Genomic DNA, 17,427 nt, shown 5'->3' with positions numbered 1-17,427 from the left:
CCAGCCAGCCAATTTTCAAACCCAGAGACATGGAACAATGAACAGCAAGACAATCGAATATCAGACTGTACAACGGGGTTTCACCCTGATCGAAATCATGGTGGTAATGGTTATCCTTGGCCTGCTGGTCGCCATCGTAGCCCCGAATATCATGGGGCGAAGCGACCAGGCACGGGTAACCGTCGCCGAAACCCAGTTGAGCAATATTGCCAACGCCCTTGACCTGTACCGTCTCGACAACAGCCACTACCCGTCCACCCAGCAGGGTCTTGAGGCACTGGTTTCCAAACCCAGCGGCAGCCCTGAACCGCGAAACTGGAACCCGGAGGGCTATCTCAACAGTGTTCCCGAAGATCCCTGGGGTAACGATTACCAGTACATCAGTCCCGGCACTGAAGGGCCCTACGACCTCTTCTCTTACGGCGCAGATGGCCGCGAAGGTGGCGAGGAGGATGACGCCGACATCAGTGTCTGGAAAGTCAGGAACTGATTGTGCACACCAGGACACGACACACAGGGTTTACGCTGATTGAGATTCTCGTTGTCCTGGTGGTAGTGGGATTGCTGGCGGCCCTTGCCGTCATGACCATGGGCGGTAGCTCCCGGGATCGGGAAATGGAGAACGAAATACGCGAGTTGTACCTTCTTATGCAGACCGCTTCGGAACAGGCAGTGCTCAACAACACCGAGCTGGGGCTGATTCTGGACGAAGAAGGCTATCGCTTCGTGGCCTGGGAAGACCTTAGCGGTGACTGGAAAATCCCGGGAGAGCCGATGTTTCGGCTGCGAGGGTTTCCGGAGTGGATAACAGTCACCGAGTACATCGAGAACGACACTCCCCGGCTGGCGTCGGAAGAAGATCGCCTGCGTCCGGATATTGTGTTCTTCTCCAGCGGCGAGACCACGCCGTTCGAACTGGAATTCACTCTCGGCCGGGATGATTCCAGAATGCACACGATTGCCTCGGATGGTTTTTCTCCGATGGAGTGGCGTTACCCCGGAAGTGAAGGTAACAACGACGCATGAATACCCAGCGCGGATTTACGCTGATTGAGGTTCTTGTTGCCTTACTGGTGTTCGGCCTGATTGCAACGGCCGCTGCTGAGGTAGGAAGCCAGTATATTTCCAGCTACGAACGGATTCGGGACAAGACCCTGGCTGGCTGGGTTGCCGATAACCGGATCAATGCCCTCCGGCTGCAGGAAAATCTTCCGGAGATCTCCGAAAATTCCGACGAAATAGAATATGGCCCCTTCCGCTGGCGGGTCACTACGGCTGTTCTGGGCACAGAGGACCCATCCATATTGCGAGTTGAAGTCACCGTTGCACGCTTTCGGGGTAATGAGTCTGATCCACCACCTGTGCATACACTCTCCGCTTTTATTGGTGACAGCTGATGGATATCAGGGTGCTTGCACACTGCCGGTCGGGGCGGCCGGTAGTCCGCAACGGCTTCACGCTAATGGAGATGTTGATCGCGGTAACGATTACCGCCGTCATCGGCCTTGGGGTCTGGCAGGTCCTTGGCAACGTGGTGGCGTCCAGAGATCGGGTCAATGAAGTCGCTGATCAGTTCGATGCGGTTCAACGCACAATGCTGCTGCTTGAACGGGATATCACACAGATCGTCAATCGACCGGGCCGCGACATATACGGCGACTTCGATCCGGCACTGACCAGTCGCGAGGACGACTTTGTGCTGATGCTTACCCGTCAGGGCTGGCGCAATCCGCTGGGCACACGTCGCAGCACGTTGCAGCGGGTTGCATGGGATTACACCGGCGATGAACTGCGCCGTCGTTACTGGGTCTCCGTTGACCAGGGGCAGGAAGACAATAGCCAGGACACGGTGCTTCTGTCGGATGTGACAGACTTTGCGGTTCGCTTTCTGGATGATCAGCGTATCTGGCGTGATAGCTGGCCCGACGATTCCAGCATGGCAAACATGAATCCCGGAACCCGCCCGGACATCCCACTGCCACTCGGTATTGAAATTACCCTTGAACATGAGCGCTTTGGCGAGCTGGTACGGACTTTCTCATTGCCTGATTTTGATATCGGTCAGGCCCAGGGCGTTATCAATGCAGCAAATGAATCGCAAGCTGACCAGGCTGACACCCAGCAGCCGGGCGATGATACCCAGCCGGACAACTCCCAGACCGGGGGGCAGTGATGCCTGAGACCAATGCCCTGATACTGCGTACTCCGGCCAGTCGCCAGGGTGGTGTGGCGCTGATCATGGTGTTGCTGGCCATGGCTCTGGTTGTCATGCTGGCCAGTGGCATGACCCAGCAACAGAGTGTCAGGGTGTTCCGTGCCAGCCACTACCTTGCTCAACAACAGGGTCATAGTGTTGCCCTGGGGGCGGAAGCCTTTGCGCGGCAGATCCTGGTACGGGATTTCGAAGAAGACAAGGAAAACAGTGCCATGGTGGATAGCCCCGACGAGTTCTGGGCTCGGAACGCGGCAATTCTACCCCTCGATGATAACGGTGTGGCGGAAGTGCAGATCGATGACCTGGGAGGAAAGATCAATCTCAATGACTTGGTGCGCGGTAACGGGCAGGTTGATCCGGTGGTCCGGGACCGGGTAACCCGGCTGCTCCAGGTGCTGGAAATCACCACAGTGAATGTCGATGCGCTGATTGACTGGATCGATCCGGATGACCAGACAATCAGTGCTTATGGCGCCGAGGATGGTCAATACCTGATGCAGGAACCGGCCTACCGGGCGGGAAACCAGCCGTTTGTATCGGTGTCTGAATTGCGACTGATTGATGGTATGACTGAAGAGGCCTATCAGGCATTGCAGCCTCATGTAACAGCCTTGCCCATTGTGGGCCTGGGCATTAACGTCAACACCGCCTCTGCCGCTGTGTTGCGCTCGCTGCACGAGGAACTGACACAGGCTCAGGCAGACGCTATTCTGGAGAAGCGTCAGGAAGAGCGCTACGAGAGTATTCAGGATTTCCTGGCAGAACCGGAATTCGCAGGCCTGGGGCTGAAATCTGCAGGGCTTGGGTTGCAGACGCGTTTTTTTGAAGTGGTATCGCGAATTACCTACGATAACCGGGTTGCCAATCTGGTGAGCACAGTTTATCGCAGCCCCGAGGGCGAAATGCAGACAGTGCGCAGGGATACTGGCCAGAAAAACCGGATCACGAAAGAGCCGTTCAGCATCTCAGAATAGTACCGACAACAAACGCCCGTGAGGGCAGAAAAGGAAATTGCTCAGAATGTCCTATCGCCTCTATGTCAGGCCTTTGCCACCCTTTGCGGACCCTGACACCACGCCTGACGCCCAGTTGTACAGCTGGGTTCTGCTCGATGCCAGCGGCGATGCCCAGGCTCGCGGAACCGCGGACCGAAAAGAAGATATTGAACAGACGCTGGCACAGAACGATCTGGAAAATGTGCTGCTGGTGGGATTAATTCCGGGTGAAGAGGCACTGTTTTGTGTGGCAGATATTCCAGCCAAGCAGACCAGGTTTGTTCACCAGGCATTGCCTTATGCGGTTGAGGAGCAGATTGCCCAGGATATAGAGGGCGTTCATCTTGCCCTTGGCAACCGCACTGATAAGGGCTTCCGGGTGGCAGCGGTCGACCATTATCGGATGGCGGAATGGGCTGCGATGTTCAGCGGATGGGAGCACCTGAAGCTTGAGGCGATCTACCCTGATGCAGGCCTGCTCCCGATTACCGAAGGCGGTTGGTCGATTTGCCTGGACGGTGAAACGGCCATGTTGGCGAGCAAAGAGGGCGAGTGGCTCAGCGTGCAGGCGCTCAACCTCACCATGTTTGCCCAGACGCTTGCATTGCCGCCTTCTGAAGAAGTTGTGGCGGAGGTGCCGGTGACGGTCTACGGCACCGAACAGGAGTTTGAGCGCCAGCAGGCCGACCTCGCTGAGCTCAAATCCTCTGGCCGCCTGACCGTCACCGAGAAGACCCTGGAGCTGATGCCGCTGGAATTGTTGGCCCATGCCCATCATCATCATCTTTGCCAGCCAATCAACCTCTGCCAGGGTGAGTACAGCACCCGTACCCGCAAAACCAGCGCACTGGGGCCGTGGAAGCCACTGATTGCAGTTGCCAGTGTCTGGTTCGTCATCCAGATCGGTGTTGAGGTCGGCATGGGTTTTTACCATCAGCAAAAGGCCGACCAGACCAACGAACAGGCCATGGCCCTCTATCGACAGGCGTTTCCGAACGACACGAGAACCCAGGCCGGGAATGTGCGCCGGGTTGTTGAAGGCCAGTTGCGGCAGTTGCAAGCCGATGGCCCTGATGCCGGGTTTATCACCCTTATGAAATACACCGGCGAACAATATTCAAAGATACCGGACCCAGGCTCGGTCATGTTCAATTCTGTCAATTACAGTAGCAACCGCGGGGAGCTGGCGGTGGATGTGAGGGCAGACAGCTATAACAAGTTGAGCGCCCTGCGAAACGGGCTGACAAACCAGGGGCTGAAGGCCGAGATCGGGTCGGTGGTGAACGAATCCGACGGTGCCCGCGGTCGGCTGACCGTTTCAGGAGGATGACGTGATGTTGAACAGAATCAGCGAACAGCCGGCGGTAGGCAAACTGATCGCCCAGTATGATCAGTTACCGCGCCGGGACCAGCAGGCCTTAACCGTTTTGGCAATTGCGGTCTTGCTCGGCATTCTTTATTTTGCAGTCTGGACACCGGCTGTGAGTTTCCATGACGACGCCCTCAGCGAACGGGAACGTTCGGCGGAGCTTCTGGCCTGGCTGGAAGCCAATAATGATTCCCTGAGGCGACTGTCTGGTGCCACTGGTGGCCAGGGTAATGCCGTGGTGAATGCTCCCGAAGACGGCCGGGCGCTGATGTCGCTGGTTACCCGCAGTGCCGGAGAAGCAGGGCTGTCGCTTCAGCGGTTTGAACCAAGTGGCGACAGCGCCATACGGGTCTGGCTTGAGGGTGCCCCCTTTACCGAGGTGGCAGGCTGGTTAGAGCAGCTCAACACCGGGCATGGCGTTCAGATAGATCAGGCCTCCATGGATCGACAGAACGATCCGGGCATGGTATCCGTACGCCTTACCTTATCAATCTGAATTGAATGTTGGAGAACACAGGATGACGGACGTCACAAACAACAAGAACAGCCCGGAGCCGGCTATTGTCCGTCTCGATGCAAGTGCCCGCAACGAGGCTATATCGATATTGGTCAGCGCCTATCGGGACGAACCAACGTTTCAGTACCTGTTTGATCATCGCCGGCCCGGTTATGAGCAACGGGTGAGGGCTACGGTGCGGGAACTGATCGATCTTTACTTCGAGCTGAATCAGGACGCCATCGGTGTAATGGTCAACGACACACTCGTCGCGGTTGCGTTCATTGGTGAGCCCGAACTCAGGCTGAACCTGGCTGAACAAATCAGCTGGCGTATCCGCATGGTGCTTACGGCTGGCTTTGCCTCTACGCGCCGTTATCTTGACTACCACGAGAAAATCAAGGAAATGTTACCGCAGCCCCTCGCGCACCAGTTGCCATTGATGGGGGTCAACCCCAAATACCAGAACAAGGGCTTTGGGAGGATTTTGTTGTCCACCGTGGAAAAGCTGTGCGCGGAAAACCCGCGCGGCAGTGGTCTCGTTCTGGACACCGGCAACAGTCGATACCTGCCGTTTTATGAATCGGAAGGCTTTCGCAGCCTGGGCACCATTCGGCTTGGTGATTTCGAAGACCATATACTGTTTCGCGAAGTCCACGCCGGAGAGGCAGCAACTGCCCCCGGTTAAGCGAAACTCTTTTTTGCATGACAGGAGACGCTGTGTCTGACAAACAGGATTACGATCTGATCATCATTGGTGCGGGTTCCGGCGGAGTTCGGCTGGCGCGCATGTCTGCTGCCAAGGGTGCTCGCGTGGCGGTGGTGGAATCACGTTACCTTGGCGGTACCTGCGTCAACGTGGGTTGCGTCCCGAAGAAACTGTTCGTCTACGGAGCCCACGCTGGCGAGGATATTGAGGATGCTGGCGGGTATGGCTGGAACGTACCGGGCGACCAGGTCACGTTTGACTGGACCCGGCTGGTGGCCAACAAGAATGCCGAGATTGAGCGGCTTAACGGCATCTATGCGCGCATGCTGGAGAACGCCGGGGTGACGGTAATCCAGGGTACCGCCTCTCTGGCGGATGCCAATACCGTCGTGGTTGGCGATCAGACCTTTACCAGTAAATATATTACGATTGCCACCGGCAGCTGGCCTGTGGTTCCCGATGTGCCCGGGAAGGAATGTGTTCTTACCTCCAACGAGATGTTTTACTTGCCGCAACTACCAAAACAGGCCGTGATCTGGGGTGGTGGCTACATTGCGGTGGAGTTTGCGGGCATTCTTGCCGGCCTTGGTGTGGAAACAACCCTGCTATACCGGGGGGAGCTCTTCCTTCGTGGATTTGACGACGATGTTCGCGAATTCACGGCAGCGGAAATGCGCAAGAAGGGCATCAATCTCCGCTTTGGTGTCAATATTGAATCCATAGAGACTGATAACGCCCACTATGCCGTCAACCTGACCGACGGCTCACGCCTGAATACTGGCCTGGTGATGGCAGCGACGGGCCGCCGGGCACTGGTTGATGGTCTTGGCCTGGAAGAACTGGGGGTTCAGCTCAGTGCCTCGGGACACGTGGTGGTTGATGACTGCTTCCAGACTGCCGTACCGTCCATCACGGCTCTGGGTGACGTGATTGGCACGCCGCAACTGACACCGGTTGCGCTGGCTCAGGGCATGGTGCTCTCGCGGCGTCTGTTCGGGGATGGCAAGGGAGAAATGGACTACAACAGTATACCCACTGCAGTGTTCTGCCAGCCCAACATTGGAACCGTCGGCCTGACTGAAGCAGAAGCCCGGGAGACTGGCCATAAGCTGCGTATCTACCGTTCCGAGTTCAAACCCATGAAGCACACCCTCAGCGGGCGGGACGAGCGATCGCTGATGAAACTGGTGGTCGATGATGAATCTGACCGCGTGCTTGGTGCGCATATGGTCGGTCCGGATGCCGGCGAAATCACCCAGGGAATCGCAGTTGCCATCAAGGCAGGTGCGACCAAGGCGCAATTCGACAGCACCATCGGTATTCATCCGACCTCCGCTGAAGAATTCGTCACCATGCGTGAACCGGTGGCGTAAAGCGATTTTGGCCGCTGTTTACAACCTTATCCAGCGGCTGAGTACCTTTCTCAGATTTTCCTTTCTGACGGGTTTCGAGAGGTAATCGTTCATCCCCGCTTCGCGACAGGTTGTTTCCGTACCTGGTGATGCGTCAGCGGTGAGAGCAATGATCGGTGTGCCCCCCTGGCCGTTGCTCTTCTCCCATTCCCGGATACAGCGAGTTGTCTCGTAACCGTCCATCAATGGCATCTGGCAATCCATCAGGATAACGTCATAGCCGGAGTGATTGGTTTGTACCAACTCCAGTGCTTCCTCACCATTAACAGCAGCATCTGCTTCGAATCCCAGCCTCCGAAGTAAGGCGGTAGCGACTCTTTGATTGACCATATTGTCTTCCACGACCAGCGCCCGGGCTTTGCCTTCGTTGGTGACCAGCGGTGCCGGGTCTCGGGCCAGGGCATGGGTGGCGGGCGTTGCCAGCTCGAAAGGCACTTCAAATCGGAATGAGGAGCCCTTGCCAGGGTCTGTTTCCACCTTTATGTGACCGCCCATCAGTTCGACCAGCCGCTGCACCAGGGAAAGCCCCATACCGGTTCCTCCGTAGCGTCTTGAGTCACCGGTTTCCAGTTGCTCGAAAGAGTTGAATATGTCATGGATCCGTTCGATGGGGATTCCGCATCCGGAATCGCTGACGGTGCAATTCAGTACAACGCAATTGTCTTCCAGCGAGAACCAGTCGGCCTGCACGTTGATGTAGCCGTCGCCGGTAAACTTGATGGCGTTATCGATCAATCCTGCGAGGATTTGGCGAAGTCTGGAGGCATCGCCAAGAACCAAAGGTCGATCCGGCCATTCTCCGACGAATTTGCTGGAAAGCGTCAGGCCCTGTTGTTCGGCTATATGACGATAGCTCGCAGTGCAGTTGGTGATCAGCTGCTGCAGATCGAACTCGCGGTTTTCCAGTTCCAGCGTGCCGCGATCAATGTGGGAGTAGTCCAGAATATCGTTGATGACGGTCAGCAAGTCCTCGGTGGAGTCACGGGCGGTTTTCAGATAATCAATCTGTCGTGGACTCAGTGGTTCCTCGGACACCAGTTCAATCATGCCCAGCACACCGTTGAGAGGCGTGCGCAGTTCATGGCTCATGGTCGCCAGAAATTCGGATTTAGCCCGGTTTGCCTGTTCCGCCCTTTCTCTGGCTTTTTCTGATGAGGCCAGGGTCTCATCCCGTGATTGCTTCAGGGTTCTCAGATGGGTAGCCAGCGAGTTCAGGCTCACTTCCAGCTCCCGGATTTCACGGGTCGTACCCGTCCGGCTGACCGCAACTTCTTCGTACTCCCTGTTGGTCAGTTTCGCCACCCGCCGGGAAAGACCTCGTATGGGCGAAATAATGCTGTTGAGGGAGTGATTAACGACCAGCAGGGTAAACAGCAGAAGTGAAAAGCCGACGGCAAGCGATGTCCAGAGTATGTCCTGCCGACGCGCAGCCAGTTGCTCCTTGTTAACGCCCACCTGAACCGTGCCCACTCTGAGGGCGCCAGTGTCGAATCCGTAATCCGGTTCAAACCACTCTGTCTGGCGGTCTTCGCCCAGGTCCAGCGGTTGTTGCAGGATTTCCGATTCAAATACGTCGAACGTTTGGTCAGGCGTTGTCTCTGGTGCCTGCTCGGTGGACACAAAGCCCACCTCGTCACCCATGAGATTGGAAACTCTGATCCACTGCGCCCGGCTTCGCCGCAGGGACTGGGAGAGAATCTGCTCAAGGGCAGCGGTGTTGCCGGATACAACGGCGTACTCAACAGCCGGGGCAAGACTGTCTGCCAGCATCTGACTGCTGTCGGCCAGGTCCTTGCGGGCATCATCAAGGCGTGCCGAGGTAAAGAACACCATCAACACAATGAACATGACGATGGCAGGCGCTGCCCCCAATAGCAGAAGTTTTCTGGAAAGCGGAGCCTGCGCGTCTAACTGCTCACTCATCGGCAGCCTCCTCTGGTCCGGTAAGCTGCTCCATTACTGACCTGATAATATCCTGCCGATCCTGTAATGGAATATTCATGGATCTCGCGACCTGCGAGTTGAGATCGATACTGAAGTTATCCGGATAAGCGGGCGAGGGGAGCTGGCCGTTGGCCCGATATTCAGCAACAAAGTCTGCCGCCAGGTTCGCAATCTGGGTGAGAGGTGTGTAAGTCGACGCCAGTGATCCCGCCTTCACATAAGCCTGACTCGGGCCAATGACAATACGGTTACGCCGGTAAGCGGTCAGCAGGATGTGTTTTATTGTTCTGGGGTTGTAGATGTTGTTGTCCGGTGCTGCCAGGATGAAATCCCCATAGTTCAGCGCACGGATCAGCGTGGGTATCAGCCTGTCATCGGAGGTAACAATAAACACTTTGCCTTCAAGCCCGTAGTCGGGAAGCTCTTCGGTTACCGACTCGTATATCTCAACCGTATCAGGACGCGCCAACATCGCTACCCGAGTAGCTTGTGGCAGAATGACCTTACCGGCGATGGCCTGGCGCAGAAGGGGAGGGTTGTAAAGGATGCCGGAGACCGAGCCCTCGGAGCGCTCGGCATAGCCGTCAATGAATGACTCATCAACAAGCAGAGCCAGGATAGGCACGCTCTTGTTTTCCTGACGAACGCGGGTAAATGCTTCGGGGCCAAGGGCGATAACGGGTGTTGTTGAATCCTGGGATGTCTGCCCGCGGCTGAAGGACCGTATAATCGTTGTACTCCCCATCGCTTCTTCAAGGAGAGACAGCATTCGGCGGTTCAGTGCTGAATTCTCGGAGCCGGCAAGGTAGACCAGGGAGCCCGTGGCGGACTGAGCCACAGCAGGGTGAAATGACGGGGTGACAATCAGGAACAGGGCAAGGATAACCAGAAGCCATCTGGTTGCAGGTGAACCTTTTCTTGCCGGAATGTTCGGGTTCTCTGTCGCTTTCATACCATCCGAGGTCTGATATCGTCCGTGTTTGCTCAGAATCTTACGCCTGCTTCAACGAAGAACTGATTGTGGTCTCTGATAATATTGTCCGGGCTGAGGGTCGGGTCTCTGTCAAGATAGTTTTGCATGGTCAGCGCCAGTTCGTAACTGTAGCCTGTCATGAATATCTGTCTGGCCAGCCGGAAATCGGCTCGCTCGAAATGGGAGCGCCGGAATTCATCGGCAAAATAGAACGCCGCCGAGGAAGTCAGGTTCCATGGCAAATCCTGAATCCATGCGAAGCTTCCCGAGTGCCTGACGGAGAGCCGCCCCAGAAGGTCAATGGCGTATTGCTTATCTCCGGCATCGCGATCATTCGCACCAGTATAACGCCCATCCTGGTCCAGATAAGCATAGCTGACTCGCAGCCTGGTGCCCGGGAAATCCAGAGAGGCTTCGACTTCAAAACCTTCCTGGTCAAGAGCCACATTGTTATCAATGGTCCACTCCTCCTCATTGATAATACCGCTGATCATGTCACGGAGCTGGTCGTTGAAATACCGGACTTCCAGGGAAAGAATGGATGAATCCAGGTAGTATTGACCAAAGTAGCTTATTTCCCGTGATGTTATGCGCTCTTCTTCAAGTTCTTTGCCAAGAGTCGAAGTGGTTGGGTCGACAATATTTTCCACAAGAAACCGTTGTCCTTCGAGAGATTGGAAGGGCGGAGCTACGTTTCTCGGACGATAGGACCAATCCGGTTTCTGCTCGAACGCGTCAGGTGTGCGAACCGCTCTTGAATAGACGAACCTTAGGGTGTGGTTGTTGGAGAGAATAAAATTCGCAGCAAGGCGCGGCGAGAAATAACCCTCATCTGTCGTGGTTGTTTTTTCCCAGTTGCCGCCGGAGTTCAGTGTCAGCCAGCGAAATGGAGAGTACTCCAGATTACCGAATACCCGCGACTGATAGTTGTTGCCTCGGCCGTCGAAAAACGTCTCGGACCGGTAGGTGTCCTTGCGATAACCCAGGCCCGACACGAGTTTCAGGTCCGGATTGAACAGAATGGTATCCTGTAGTTCGAATTCCAGCCGAGACTCTTCGGTGTCCTCATTCAGGTTGGCGATGAAAGGATTCGTATCGTCTGGCGTGCATGCCGTTAGGTCGGGGGTTGGGGAGTCCGGATCAAGAATATCGTTGAACTGGCTCTGTGGAATACAGATGGTCCATCTCTGCCGGCGATCATAATTCTGGAACGATGCCTGAACATGGAAGAAATGGTTCTCGGATGTCGTAACGTTCAGCCGGGTTTGCAGGTAATAGTCATCGACCAGGATATCGGGGTCCTGATCTGCGCCGAGCTTTCCGTTTTTGCGCGCGTCTTCCTCATCAACGCCGTCGACAATGCCTGCTCTTAAATCGAGATCGTAATGACTGCCCAACGCAAGATTGCTGTCATAGTTGAACGTGTTCATGTCATACCCGTTGTGGAACGGGTAGATTTTGTCATCGTCTTCCTGTTCGTCGAACCCGTCTGACTTGCGTTTTTCGTACGCCAGGCGCCACCTGTAGTTGTCATCGGTAGTGTCGCCCACGGACCCAAATGCTCTGCGGTAACCCCGCGACCCGGAAATGGCGCGCAATTCAATGCCAGCGGAGTCTTCAGGCGCGCGGGTAATGATATTGATGGTTCCTAGAAACGCGTTGATGCCGTAGGCCGCGCTGTTAGGGCCACGACTGATCTCGATCCGTTCTATCAGGTCCAGAGGCACCGGCATCGTATTCCAGTCCATGTCCGACAGGCTGGCTTGGTAAGAGGTGCGACCATCAACCTGGACCTGCAGTCTGCGCTGCTCATAATGGACCGTGCCGTGGTAGCTGGTTACCGGCTGGTTACTGCCAACCGCATCGACAGTCATGCCCGGCACCAGGCGGAACACCTCAACCAGGTTCATGATGCCAAGATCGCGGATCATCTTCCCGGTGATAATCGTAGTTGAGCCCGGAACCCGGGATTTCGGCTGCCTGAGTCGGGTAGTGGTCAGAACCTCGGGAATCGTCGAGCCTGTTTCAAAGGCTTCGGGGGCGTCACCAAGGGCAGCGAGATCGTAGCTGCTGGCGGTGTTGTCTGCCGCCTCCGCCATCGCAACGGTAGAAACTGCACCAGTCAGAACACCAACCAGAACAACAGGCATCAAACGGGGCTGCATCCTGCCACCACCGGGAAGCTCCCGATTTTTATAGAGATAGTTCGTAACGGGCATGGGTGTCGTTTTATACTTTGCCGAGTGTTTGATTTTTTTAGATTAGCTTTTATGTCTTTATCCTAAGTGACAAGATTACATTTGTCTCTCAAAAATGTAATCTCTATATGCAGAGTGAGTTGTAACTCTATGAATTGTTGGGAAATACTTGGAATTGAGCCCACTCGCGACCGGGCCGTGATTGATGCCGCCTACGAGCGGCAGGAAAAATTTGCTTCCGATGAGGAGCTTGAACGCTTGCGCCAGGCCTATCGTGAAGCCACTGGTGCAGAGTCCAACGCGCCACCGGCTGAGCCAGAAGCGAGACGTGAGCAGAGTCCGGCTCAGCCTGAGCAGGCCGAAGCTGCCGAGCTCGATGCATCCGAACAGCAGGTTGTACGGGAAGTGATTATTCAGATCAGCGCACTGCTCAATGATTCTCGCCGTAGCAGTGACCCCCAGATCTGGAAAGCCATTCTTGGAGAACCCCCAGCGGACCAGCCCCGTCTGCGGCGGGAAATCGGGCATGCGCTGGAGCAGCAGGTTCGTCCCATGGCTGAGAACGGAAGCTTTCCGGCGCCGGTGGTGCAGTTTCTGGCTGGCTGGTTCGACTGGTACAGCCTGCGCGACGCTCCTGAAGTGCAGGCAGAGGATGAAACCTTTTCAGACAACGCCGGTTCGGATCAGGAGGCTGGTGAAGAGCTCCCGCCCCAGATGGTCAACTTCTGGCCAGCGGTCATCGGCTGGATTGTAGGGTTGGCCATTCTGGCGACGCTATTCAGTGGAATGGGTGGGGGCGGCTGACGCTGCCTCGATCCTGGCGCGGTATTTCTGCGCCAGCATGGCGCCTACGATGACCTGGATCTGGTTGTAACACATGATCGGCAGAACGATCATGCCAAACCCGGGATGCCCGGAGAACAGAACCTTGGCCATGGGCAGACCTGACGCCAGGCTTTTCTTGGAACCACAGAAGACCACAGCTGCTTCATCTTCCAGGCTGAACCCAAGCCTGCGAACAACGAACATTGCCATCACCATAAAAAAGCCCAGCAGAGCAAAGCACAGTGTTATTGCCAGCAAAATGGCGTTCAATGGCAAATTCTGCCAGAGCCCACTGGCGACAGAATGGGAAAAGGCGGAGTAGACAATCAGCCAGATAACGCACTGGTCGTAGCGGGAGGTCAGGGCTTCATGGCGGGCCAGGAAACCACCCAACAATGGCCGCAGAGCGTGTCCCACGGCGAACGGCAAAAGCAATTGGAGCACGATGTCTTTGAGCGCTTCGGCCACCGAAAAACTGCCATCCCCGGATGTGCTCACAAGTAGCAACAGCAGGAACGGTGTTAGCATCATACCGAACACGTTGGAAGCGGCTGCGCTGCAGATGGCAGCAGGCACATTCCCTTTTGCCATGGCGGTGTACGCAATGGATGAGGACACAGCGGATGGCAGCACCCCCAGGTAGAGAAAACCGAGGCCCAGATCCGGCGGCATCCACTGGGGTGCGAAGCTGCTTATCTCGTTAATCGGCAGTGCCACCAGTGGGAAAAATACAAAGGTAAATAACGTGATAATAATGTGCAGGCGCCAGTGAGTGGCGCCGGTAATGATCTGCTCGCGGGACAGTGCCGCTCCGTGGAAAAAGAATAAAAGCGCAACGGCCACCGTGCCGGCTGTGGCCAGTGCTTCGGCGGCGTCACCGCGTACAGGCAGAAAGGTTGCAAGAACAATGGCGCCCAGCAGCAAAAGTGTGAAGGTGTCGAGCCGGAATTTCATGCAAGCCTGCTCCCCAGGGCGTCGAAGCTTGGCTGCAACAGGGCCTTTGCCAGTGTTTCTGCCTTTGCCGCGTCCTGACGCCGTATGGCGGCCAGCAGCAGCTCATGATCTTCCTGGGACGGCTCAGGAAGTTCGGAGTCCAGTTCTGTCTGCTCTATAGTCATCGCGATCGCATGGGCAAAATAATCGTACAGCTCTGCGAGGGCAGGGTTGTGGGATGCCGCTACCAAGGCGGTATGGAACGCCTGATCGTGATGAATACGATCTGCAATACTGTCATCAGCCCTGGCCCGCTCATCCAGGGCGAGGGTCATCTTTTCCATGTCATGTGTGTTTCTCCGTTTCGCCGCCAGTTTTGCTGCTTCCGTTTCCAGCATGATGCGCACTTCCAGCTTGTCCCTCAGTTCAGAGCGGCCGATTCGGCGAAGGGTTTCACCGGCATCTTTCGTGGCACGTACGTAGGTGCCGTCGCCCTGGCGGGTTTCCAGCATGCCCACATGAACCAGAACCCGGACGGCTTCCCGAACGGTATTACGGCTGACACCGAGCGACTCTGAAAGGTCCGCTTCCACGGGTAGCCTGTCACCAATAGCCCAGTGACCCTGTTCGATAGCGTGACGAAGACTCTCAATGGCGGTTTCCACCAGGGAGCCTTTGGTGATTCTTGCGAGTTTCATGTCTATGATCCTGACAGCAGATGATCCAATCATCCTATGAATTGGTTTGGGCTGTCAAACAGGTTTCCGGTGGCTGCGTTCTAGCGTGAGGCCTGGAGAAACTCGTAGTCGTCTGGATTAACCTGTTGCGTGGCCTTGCGGTAGGTGAATGTGAAGCCTGGCCAGTTCACAGTGTTCCTGCCGTTTTCATCCAGGTACCAGGACTGGCAGCCGGATTCCCAGACGCTGCTTTGGAGCTTCTGCTGGACGGTAGCGGAAAACTCGCTGAGCCTGTCCGGCTTCACGTCCATAGCAGCACCAGGGGTGTTACGCAGTGAGTCGATGCAGCTGAGCACGTACCGAACTTGCGACTCCAGCATATAGACAATGCTGTTGTGAGCGAGGTTGGTATTGGGACCGTAGAGCATGAACAGGTTAGGAAAGCCGGACACGGTAATTCCCTTGTACGCCTCAGAACCGTTAGACCAGGCCTGGTTCAGCGACACGCCGTTGCGACCGGTGATTTCCATGGGCGACAGGAACTCGGATGCAGCAAAGCCGGTGCCCACGATAATGGCATCCACCTTATGTAAAGCACCGTCGGTAGTCACAACGCCATTTTCGGTTACCCCTTCGATACCAGCGGTAACCAGGTTTACATGGGGCTGATCCACGGCCCGGTACCAGTCGTTGGAGATCAGGATGCGCTTGCAGCCAATCTTGTAATCCGGGATCAGGTGCCTGAGCTTGACGGGGTCGCCGACCTCGCTTTTTGCAAAGCGCTTTGCCTGCCAGGCGAAAATTTCCAGCAGGCTGTTGAAGCGGGTAAAGGCGAGGGCACGGCTCTCATTCTTCCAGTAAATCAGGTAACGGTAGAGTCGGTCCCAGGCGGGGATTTTGTGAAACAGTGTTTGCTCCCACCGATAAAAAGGCCGGTCCGGCTTTGGTAGCACCCAGGCAGCAGAGCGCTGGAACAGTCTCAGGGATTTCGCCCTGGGCACTATTTCCGGTACGAACTGAATGGCACTGGCACCGGTGCCAATAACGGCCACTTTTTTTCCATTCAGGTCGTAATCGTGGTCCCAGCGAGCTGAGTGGAACATTTTGCCGGTAAAAGTTTCCAGCCCGGGTATGTTGGGCCAGGCGGGCTGGTTCAGCTGTCCGGTGGCGGTGACAACAATATCGGCGTTAAATGAGTCGCCGTCGGTAGTTGTTACAGTCCAGGTATTGCCGGTTTCGTCAAAGGCCGCGCTGGCCACTTCTTTGCCGAACCGGATGTGGTCAGCCAGTCCATATTTTTCAACGCAGTGCTGCATATAACCGAGAATTTCCGGTTGCAGTCCGAATTTCCTGGACCAGTCATGCTTGGGCTCAAAGGAAAAAGAGTACAAGTGGGACTGAACATCGCAGGCAGCGCCGGGGTAGGTGTTGTCTCTCCAGGTACCGCCGACTGCGTTGGCTTTCTCCAGCATCAGGAATGAGTTGATGCCGGATTTTTTGAGTTGTATTGCCATGCCCAGCCCACCAAACCCGGTGCCAATAATCAGGACAGTGGGAAGTGCAGCACCTGCAGATTGATTCATGGCAAATTCGCCTGCTGGAGAAATGATTGAGCAATCAGTATACGGGGCCAACTCGCGGCAATGGATGACTTTTTCGGACAGACAGGTTAGTCAGAATGATCAACGGCCGGCATCGCCAGGAAATTCTCGGCCGGTTGCGACAGTATTTGCTGCAGTGCCGGTTTTTCGAATCGTCGCCGTATGGTGATGGCGTAAAACTCCTCGAATATGCCGGGCAACGGTCCGTAGTCCACGAGAGCGCCAGATCTCAGCTCGTCACGAACCACAACTGGTGGCAAAACCGCATAGTGGCCACTATCCCTGGTGAGCAGTCGCATCATGGCCATATCGTCAACTTCGGCAGCTATCGTAGGATAGATCCCGTGATATTCGCAAAGCTGGTCAAAGCCCTGGCGAATATTGCTCTCAGGGCCGGGCACGATCAGGTTCCGGCCGGTGAGGAAGTCAGGAAACCCAGTATCATTTTCCGCGCCGGGTGGGCCGATGATACTGACTGGTTGCCGGGCGATCAGCCGCGACCGCCAGGGGTTCTGTTCGTCGCCCCTCACCGCCTGGTTGGATAGGATAATATCCAGCCGGTGGGCCGACAGTCTCCGCAACAGTTCATCGATATGCCCGCTTTGAAGGCACAACTCCAGATCATCCCGCCCCAGCAATGGTTGCAGGAAAGCCTCCTGAAAATTTCTCGATAACGTCGCGACGGCGCCTATGCGCATTACCTCCCGGTTCGGTTTCGATCCGGAGGAAAAAAGAGCCGTCAGTTCTTCCCCGTGGCGGAATATTTCCTCGGCGTAGGAAAACGCCATTCGGCCCGCTTCCGAGAGTATCAGCTTGCGGCTCTCGCGGATAAACAGGTCGTGACCAAGGCTGTCCTCCAGTTTGCGAATCTGTCCCGACAGTGCCGATTGAGAGACGTGAAGCATCCTGGCGGCCCGCGTCAGATGGCCGGTCCGGGCGACCATCCAGAAGTAGTAAAGGTGATGGTAATTCAGTTTCATAGAATATGGTTCTTAAAATAAGAACGAGCAGTTCATTATTATCTATTTTAAATAACATTCCGGAAAAGGCAAAGTAGAGCCAAATCTGGAGGGAATCAAA

At 55.8% G+C, this 17,427-nt stretch carries 17 protein-coding genes; 10 read left to right on the top strand and 7 right to left on the bottom strand.

The genetic code is table 11. The features are described from left to right. Window positions 1-37: 37 nt before the first annotated feature. From gspG to gorA, 9 genes are read left to right on the top strand one after another with little or no spacing between them, the layout of a single operon-like run. The gene (gspG, locus tag M8010_RS12180; protein WP_250091564.1) at window positions 38-490 is read left to right on the top strand and encodes a type II secretion system major pseudopilin GspG; all 453 of its coding nucleotides are present in this window, start codon (window positions 38-40) and stop codon (window positions 488-490) included. Beyond that, the gene (gene gspH, locus M8010_RS12175; protein WP_284048106.1) at window positions 487-1,026 is read left to right on the top strand and encodes a type II secretion system minor pseudopilin GspH; all 540 of its coding nucleotides are present in this window, start codon (window positions 487-489) and stop codon (window positions 1,024-1,026) included. Before gspG ends, gspH begins: the two co-directional genes overlap by 4 nt. Continuing rightward, window positions 1,023-1,397, top strand: a complete 375-nt coding sequence (gene gspI / locus M8010_RS12170) for a type II secretion system minor pseudopilin GspI (RefSeq protein WP_250091561.1) — start codon at window positions 1,023-1,025, stop codon at window positions 1,395-1,397. The genes gspH and gspI overlap by 4 nt, the downstream gene beginning before the upstream one ends. Next, window positions 1,397-2,173 carry a type II secretion system minor pseudopilin GspJ gene (gspJ, locus tag M8010_RS12165; RefSeq protein WP_250091559.1) on the top strand — a complete coding sequence of 259 codons (777 nt, stop codon included), beginning with the start codon at window positions 1,397-1,399 and terminating at the stop codon, window positions 2,171-2,173. Before gspI ends, gspJ begins: the two co-directional genes overlap by 1 nt. Further along, window positions 2,173-3,189, top strand: a complete 1,017-nt coding sequence (gene gspK / locus M8010_RS12160; RefSeq protein WP_250091558.1) for a type II secretion system minor pseudopilin GspK — start codon at window positions 2,173-2,175, stop codon at window positions 3,187-3,189. Before gspJ ends, gspK begins: the two co-directional genes overlap by 1 nt. Before the next feature lie 46 nt (window positions 3,190-3,235). Next, the gene (gene gspL, locus M8010_RS12155; RefSeq protein ID WP_250091556.1) at window positions 3,236-4,540 is read left to right on the top strand and encodes a type II secretion system protein GspL; all 1,305 of its coding nucleotides are present in this window, start codon (window positions 3,236-3,238) and stop codon (window positions 4,538-4,540) included. Between the two features lie 4 nt (window positions 4,541-4,544). After that, on the top strand, window positions 4,545-5,075 hold the full coding sequence (locus tag M8010_RS12150; RefSeq protein WP_250091554.1) for a type II secretion system protein M: 531 nt from the start codon (window positions 4,545-4,547) through the stop codon (window positions 5,073-5,075). A 22-nt stretch (window positions 5,076-5,097) separates the two neighbouring features. Then, window positions 5,098-5,763, top strand: coding sequence for a GNAT family N-acetyltransferase (locus tag M8010_RS12145; protein ID WP_250091553.1), 666 nt, complete (start codon window positions 5,098-5,100; stop codon window positions 5,761-5,763). A gap of 17 nt (window positions 5,764-5,780) precedes the next feature. Continuing rightward, window positions 5,781-7,157 carry a glutathione-disulfide reductase gene (gene gorA / locus M8010_RS12140; protein WP_284048086.1) on the top strand — a complete coding sequence of 459 codons (1,377 nt, stop codon included), beginning with the start codon at window positions 5,781-5,783 and terminating at the stop codon, window positions 7,155-7,157. Window positions 7,158-7,175: 18 nt separating this feature from the next. On the opposite strand, the gene M8010_RS12135 is transcribed toward gorA, so the two are convergent. Genes M8010_RS12135 through M8010_RS12125 form a run of 3 tightly spaced genes read right to left on the bottom strand, consistent with a single transcriptional unit; the run spans window position 7,176 to window position 12,263 of the window. After that, window positions 7,176-9,119, bottom strand: coding sequence for an ATP-binding protein (locus M8010_RS12135; protein ID WP_250091550.1), 1,944 nt, complete (start codon window positions 9,117-9,119; stop codon window positions 7,176-7,178). Beyond that, window positions 9,112-10,092, bottom strand: coding sequence for an ABC transporter substrate-binding protein (locus M8010_RS12130; protein ID WP_250091549.1), 981 nt, complete (start codon window positions 10,090-10,092; stop codon window positions 9,112-9,114). Before M8010_RS12130 ends, M8010_RS12135 begins: the two co-directional genes overlap by 8 nt. A 32-nt stretch (window positions 10,093-10,124) precedes the next feature. Next, a complete protein-coding gene (locus M8010_RS12125) occupies window positions 10,125-12,263 on the bottom strand; it encodes a TonB-dependent receptor plug domain-containing protein (RefSeq protein WP_502846216.1) in 2,139 nt (712 codons plus the stop codon). Window positions 12,264-12,461: 198 nt separating this feature from the next. Here M8010_RS12125 and M8010_RS12120 point away from each other — a divergent pair, with 198 nt between their 5' ends. Next, a complete protein-coding gene (locus M8010_RS12120) occupies window positions 12,462-13,115 on the top strand; it encodes a J domain-containing protein (RefSeq protein ID WP_250091546.1) in 654 nt (217 codons plus the stop codon). Here M8010_RS12120 and M8010_RS12115 read toward each other — a convergent pair. From M8010_RS12115 to M8010_RS12100, 4 genes are all read right to left on the bottom strand, one after another. Beyond that, window positions 13,086-14,090 (bottom strand): bile acid:sodium symporter family protein, encoded by a 1,005-nt coding sequence (locus tag M8010_RS12115; protein ID WP_250091545.1) that lies wholly within the window; start codon window positions 14,088-14,090, stop codon window positions 13,086-13,088. The two genes, M8010_RS12120 and M8010_RS12115, sit on opposite strands and share 30 nt — an antisense overlap. Beyond that, window positions 14,087-14,767: a FadR/GntR family transcriptional regulator gene (locus tag M8010_RS12110; protein ID WP_250091544.1), complete on the bottom strand. Its 681-nt coding sequence runs from the start codon at window positions 14,765-14,767 to the stop codon at window positions 14,087-14,089. Before M8010_RS12110 ends, M8010_RS12115 begins: the two co-directional genes overlap by 4 nt. A gap of 80 nt (window positions 14,768-14,847) precedes the next feature. Next, window positions 14,848-16,329, bottom strand: coding sequence for a flavin-containing monooxygenase (locus M8010_RS12105; RefSeq protein ID WP_250091542.1), 1,482 nt, complete (start codon window positions 16,327-16,329; stop codon window positions 14,848-14,850). An 86-nt stretch (window positions 16,330-16,415) separates the two neighbouring features. Continuing rightward, window positions 16,416-17,327: a LysR family transcriptional regulator gene (locus M8010_RS12100; RefSeq protein ID WP_250091540.1), complete on the bottom strand. Its 912-nt coding sequence runs from the start codon at window positions 17,325-17,327 to the stop codon at window positions 16,416-16,418. Window positions 17,328-17,427: the final 100 nt, after the last annotated feature.

Source organism: Marinobacter sp. ATCH36 (assembly GCF_023555055.1).
Taxonomy (GTDB): domain Bacteria; phylum Pseudomonadota; class Gammaproteobacteria; order Pseudomonadales; family Oleiphilaceae; genus Marinobacter.
The sequence above is the reverse complement of the archived record's forward strand: the minus strand, read 5'-3'. Positions and strand labels throughout refer to the sequence as shown.

Coding starts and splice junctions, on each gene's coding strand:
- M8010_RS12145 (WP_250091553.1), top strand. CDS start 5,098: ATGACGGACGTCACAAACAACAAGAACAGCCCGGAGCCGGCTATTGTC.
- M8010_RS12150 (WP_250091554.1), top strand. CDS start 4,545: ATGTTGAACAGAATCAGCGAACAGCCGGCGGTAGGCAAACTGATCGCC.
- M8010_RS12135 (WP_250091550.1), bottom strand. CDS start 9,119: ATGAGTGAGCAGTTAGACGCGCAGGCTCCGCTTTCCAGAAAACTTCTG.
- M8010_RS12125 (WP_502846216.1), bottom strand. CDS start 12,263: ATGCCTGTTGTTCTGGTTGGTGTTCTGACTGGTGCAGTTTCTACCGTT.
- gspI (WP_250091561.1), top strand. CDS start 1,023: ATGAATACCCAGCGCGGATTTACGCTGATTGAGGTTCTTGTTGCCTTA.
- gspL (WP_250091556.1), top strand. CDS start 3,236: ATGTCCTATCGCCTCTATGTCAGGCCTTTGCCACCCTTTGCGGACCCT.
- gorA (WP_284048086.1), top strand. CDS start 5,781: ATGACAGGAGACGCTGTGTCTGACAAACAGGATTACGATCTGATCATC.
- gspK (WP_250091558.1), top strand. CDS start 2,173: ATGCCTGAGACCAATGCCCTGATACTGCGTACTCCGGCCAGTCGCCAG.
- M8010_RS12120 (WP_250091546.1), top strand. CDS start 12,462: ATGAATTGTTGGGAAATACTTGGAATTGAGCCCACTCGCGACCGGGCC.
- M8010_RS12105 (WP_250091542.1), bottom strand. CDS start 16,329: ATGAATCAATCTGCAGGTGCTGCACTTCCCACTGTCCTGATTATTGGC.
- M8010_RS12100 (WP_250091540.1), bottom strand. CDS start 17,327: ATGAAACTGAATTACCATCACCTTTACTACTTCTGGATGGTCGCCCGG.
- M8010_RS12130 (WP_250091549.1), bottom strand. CDS start 10,092: ATGAAAGCGACAGAGAACCCGAACATTCCGGCAAGAAAAGGTTCACCT.
- gspJ (WP_250091559.1), top strand. CDS start 1,397: ATGGATATCAGGGTGCTTGCACACTGCCGGTCGGGGCGGCCGGTAGTC.
- M8010_RS12110 (WP_250091544.1), bottom strand. CDS start 14,767: ATGAAACTCGCAAGAATCACCAAAGGCTCCCTGGTGGAAACCGCCATT.
- gspG (WP_250091564.1), top strand. CDS start 38: ATGAACAGCAAGACAATCGAATATCAGACTGTACAACGGGGTTTCACC.
- M8010_RS12115 (WP_250091545.1), bottom strand. CDS start 14,090: ATGAAATTCCGGCTCGACACCTTCACACTTTTGCTGCTGGGCGCCATT.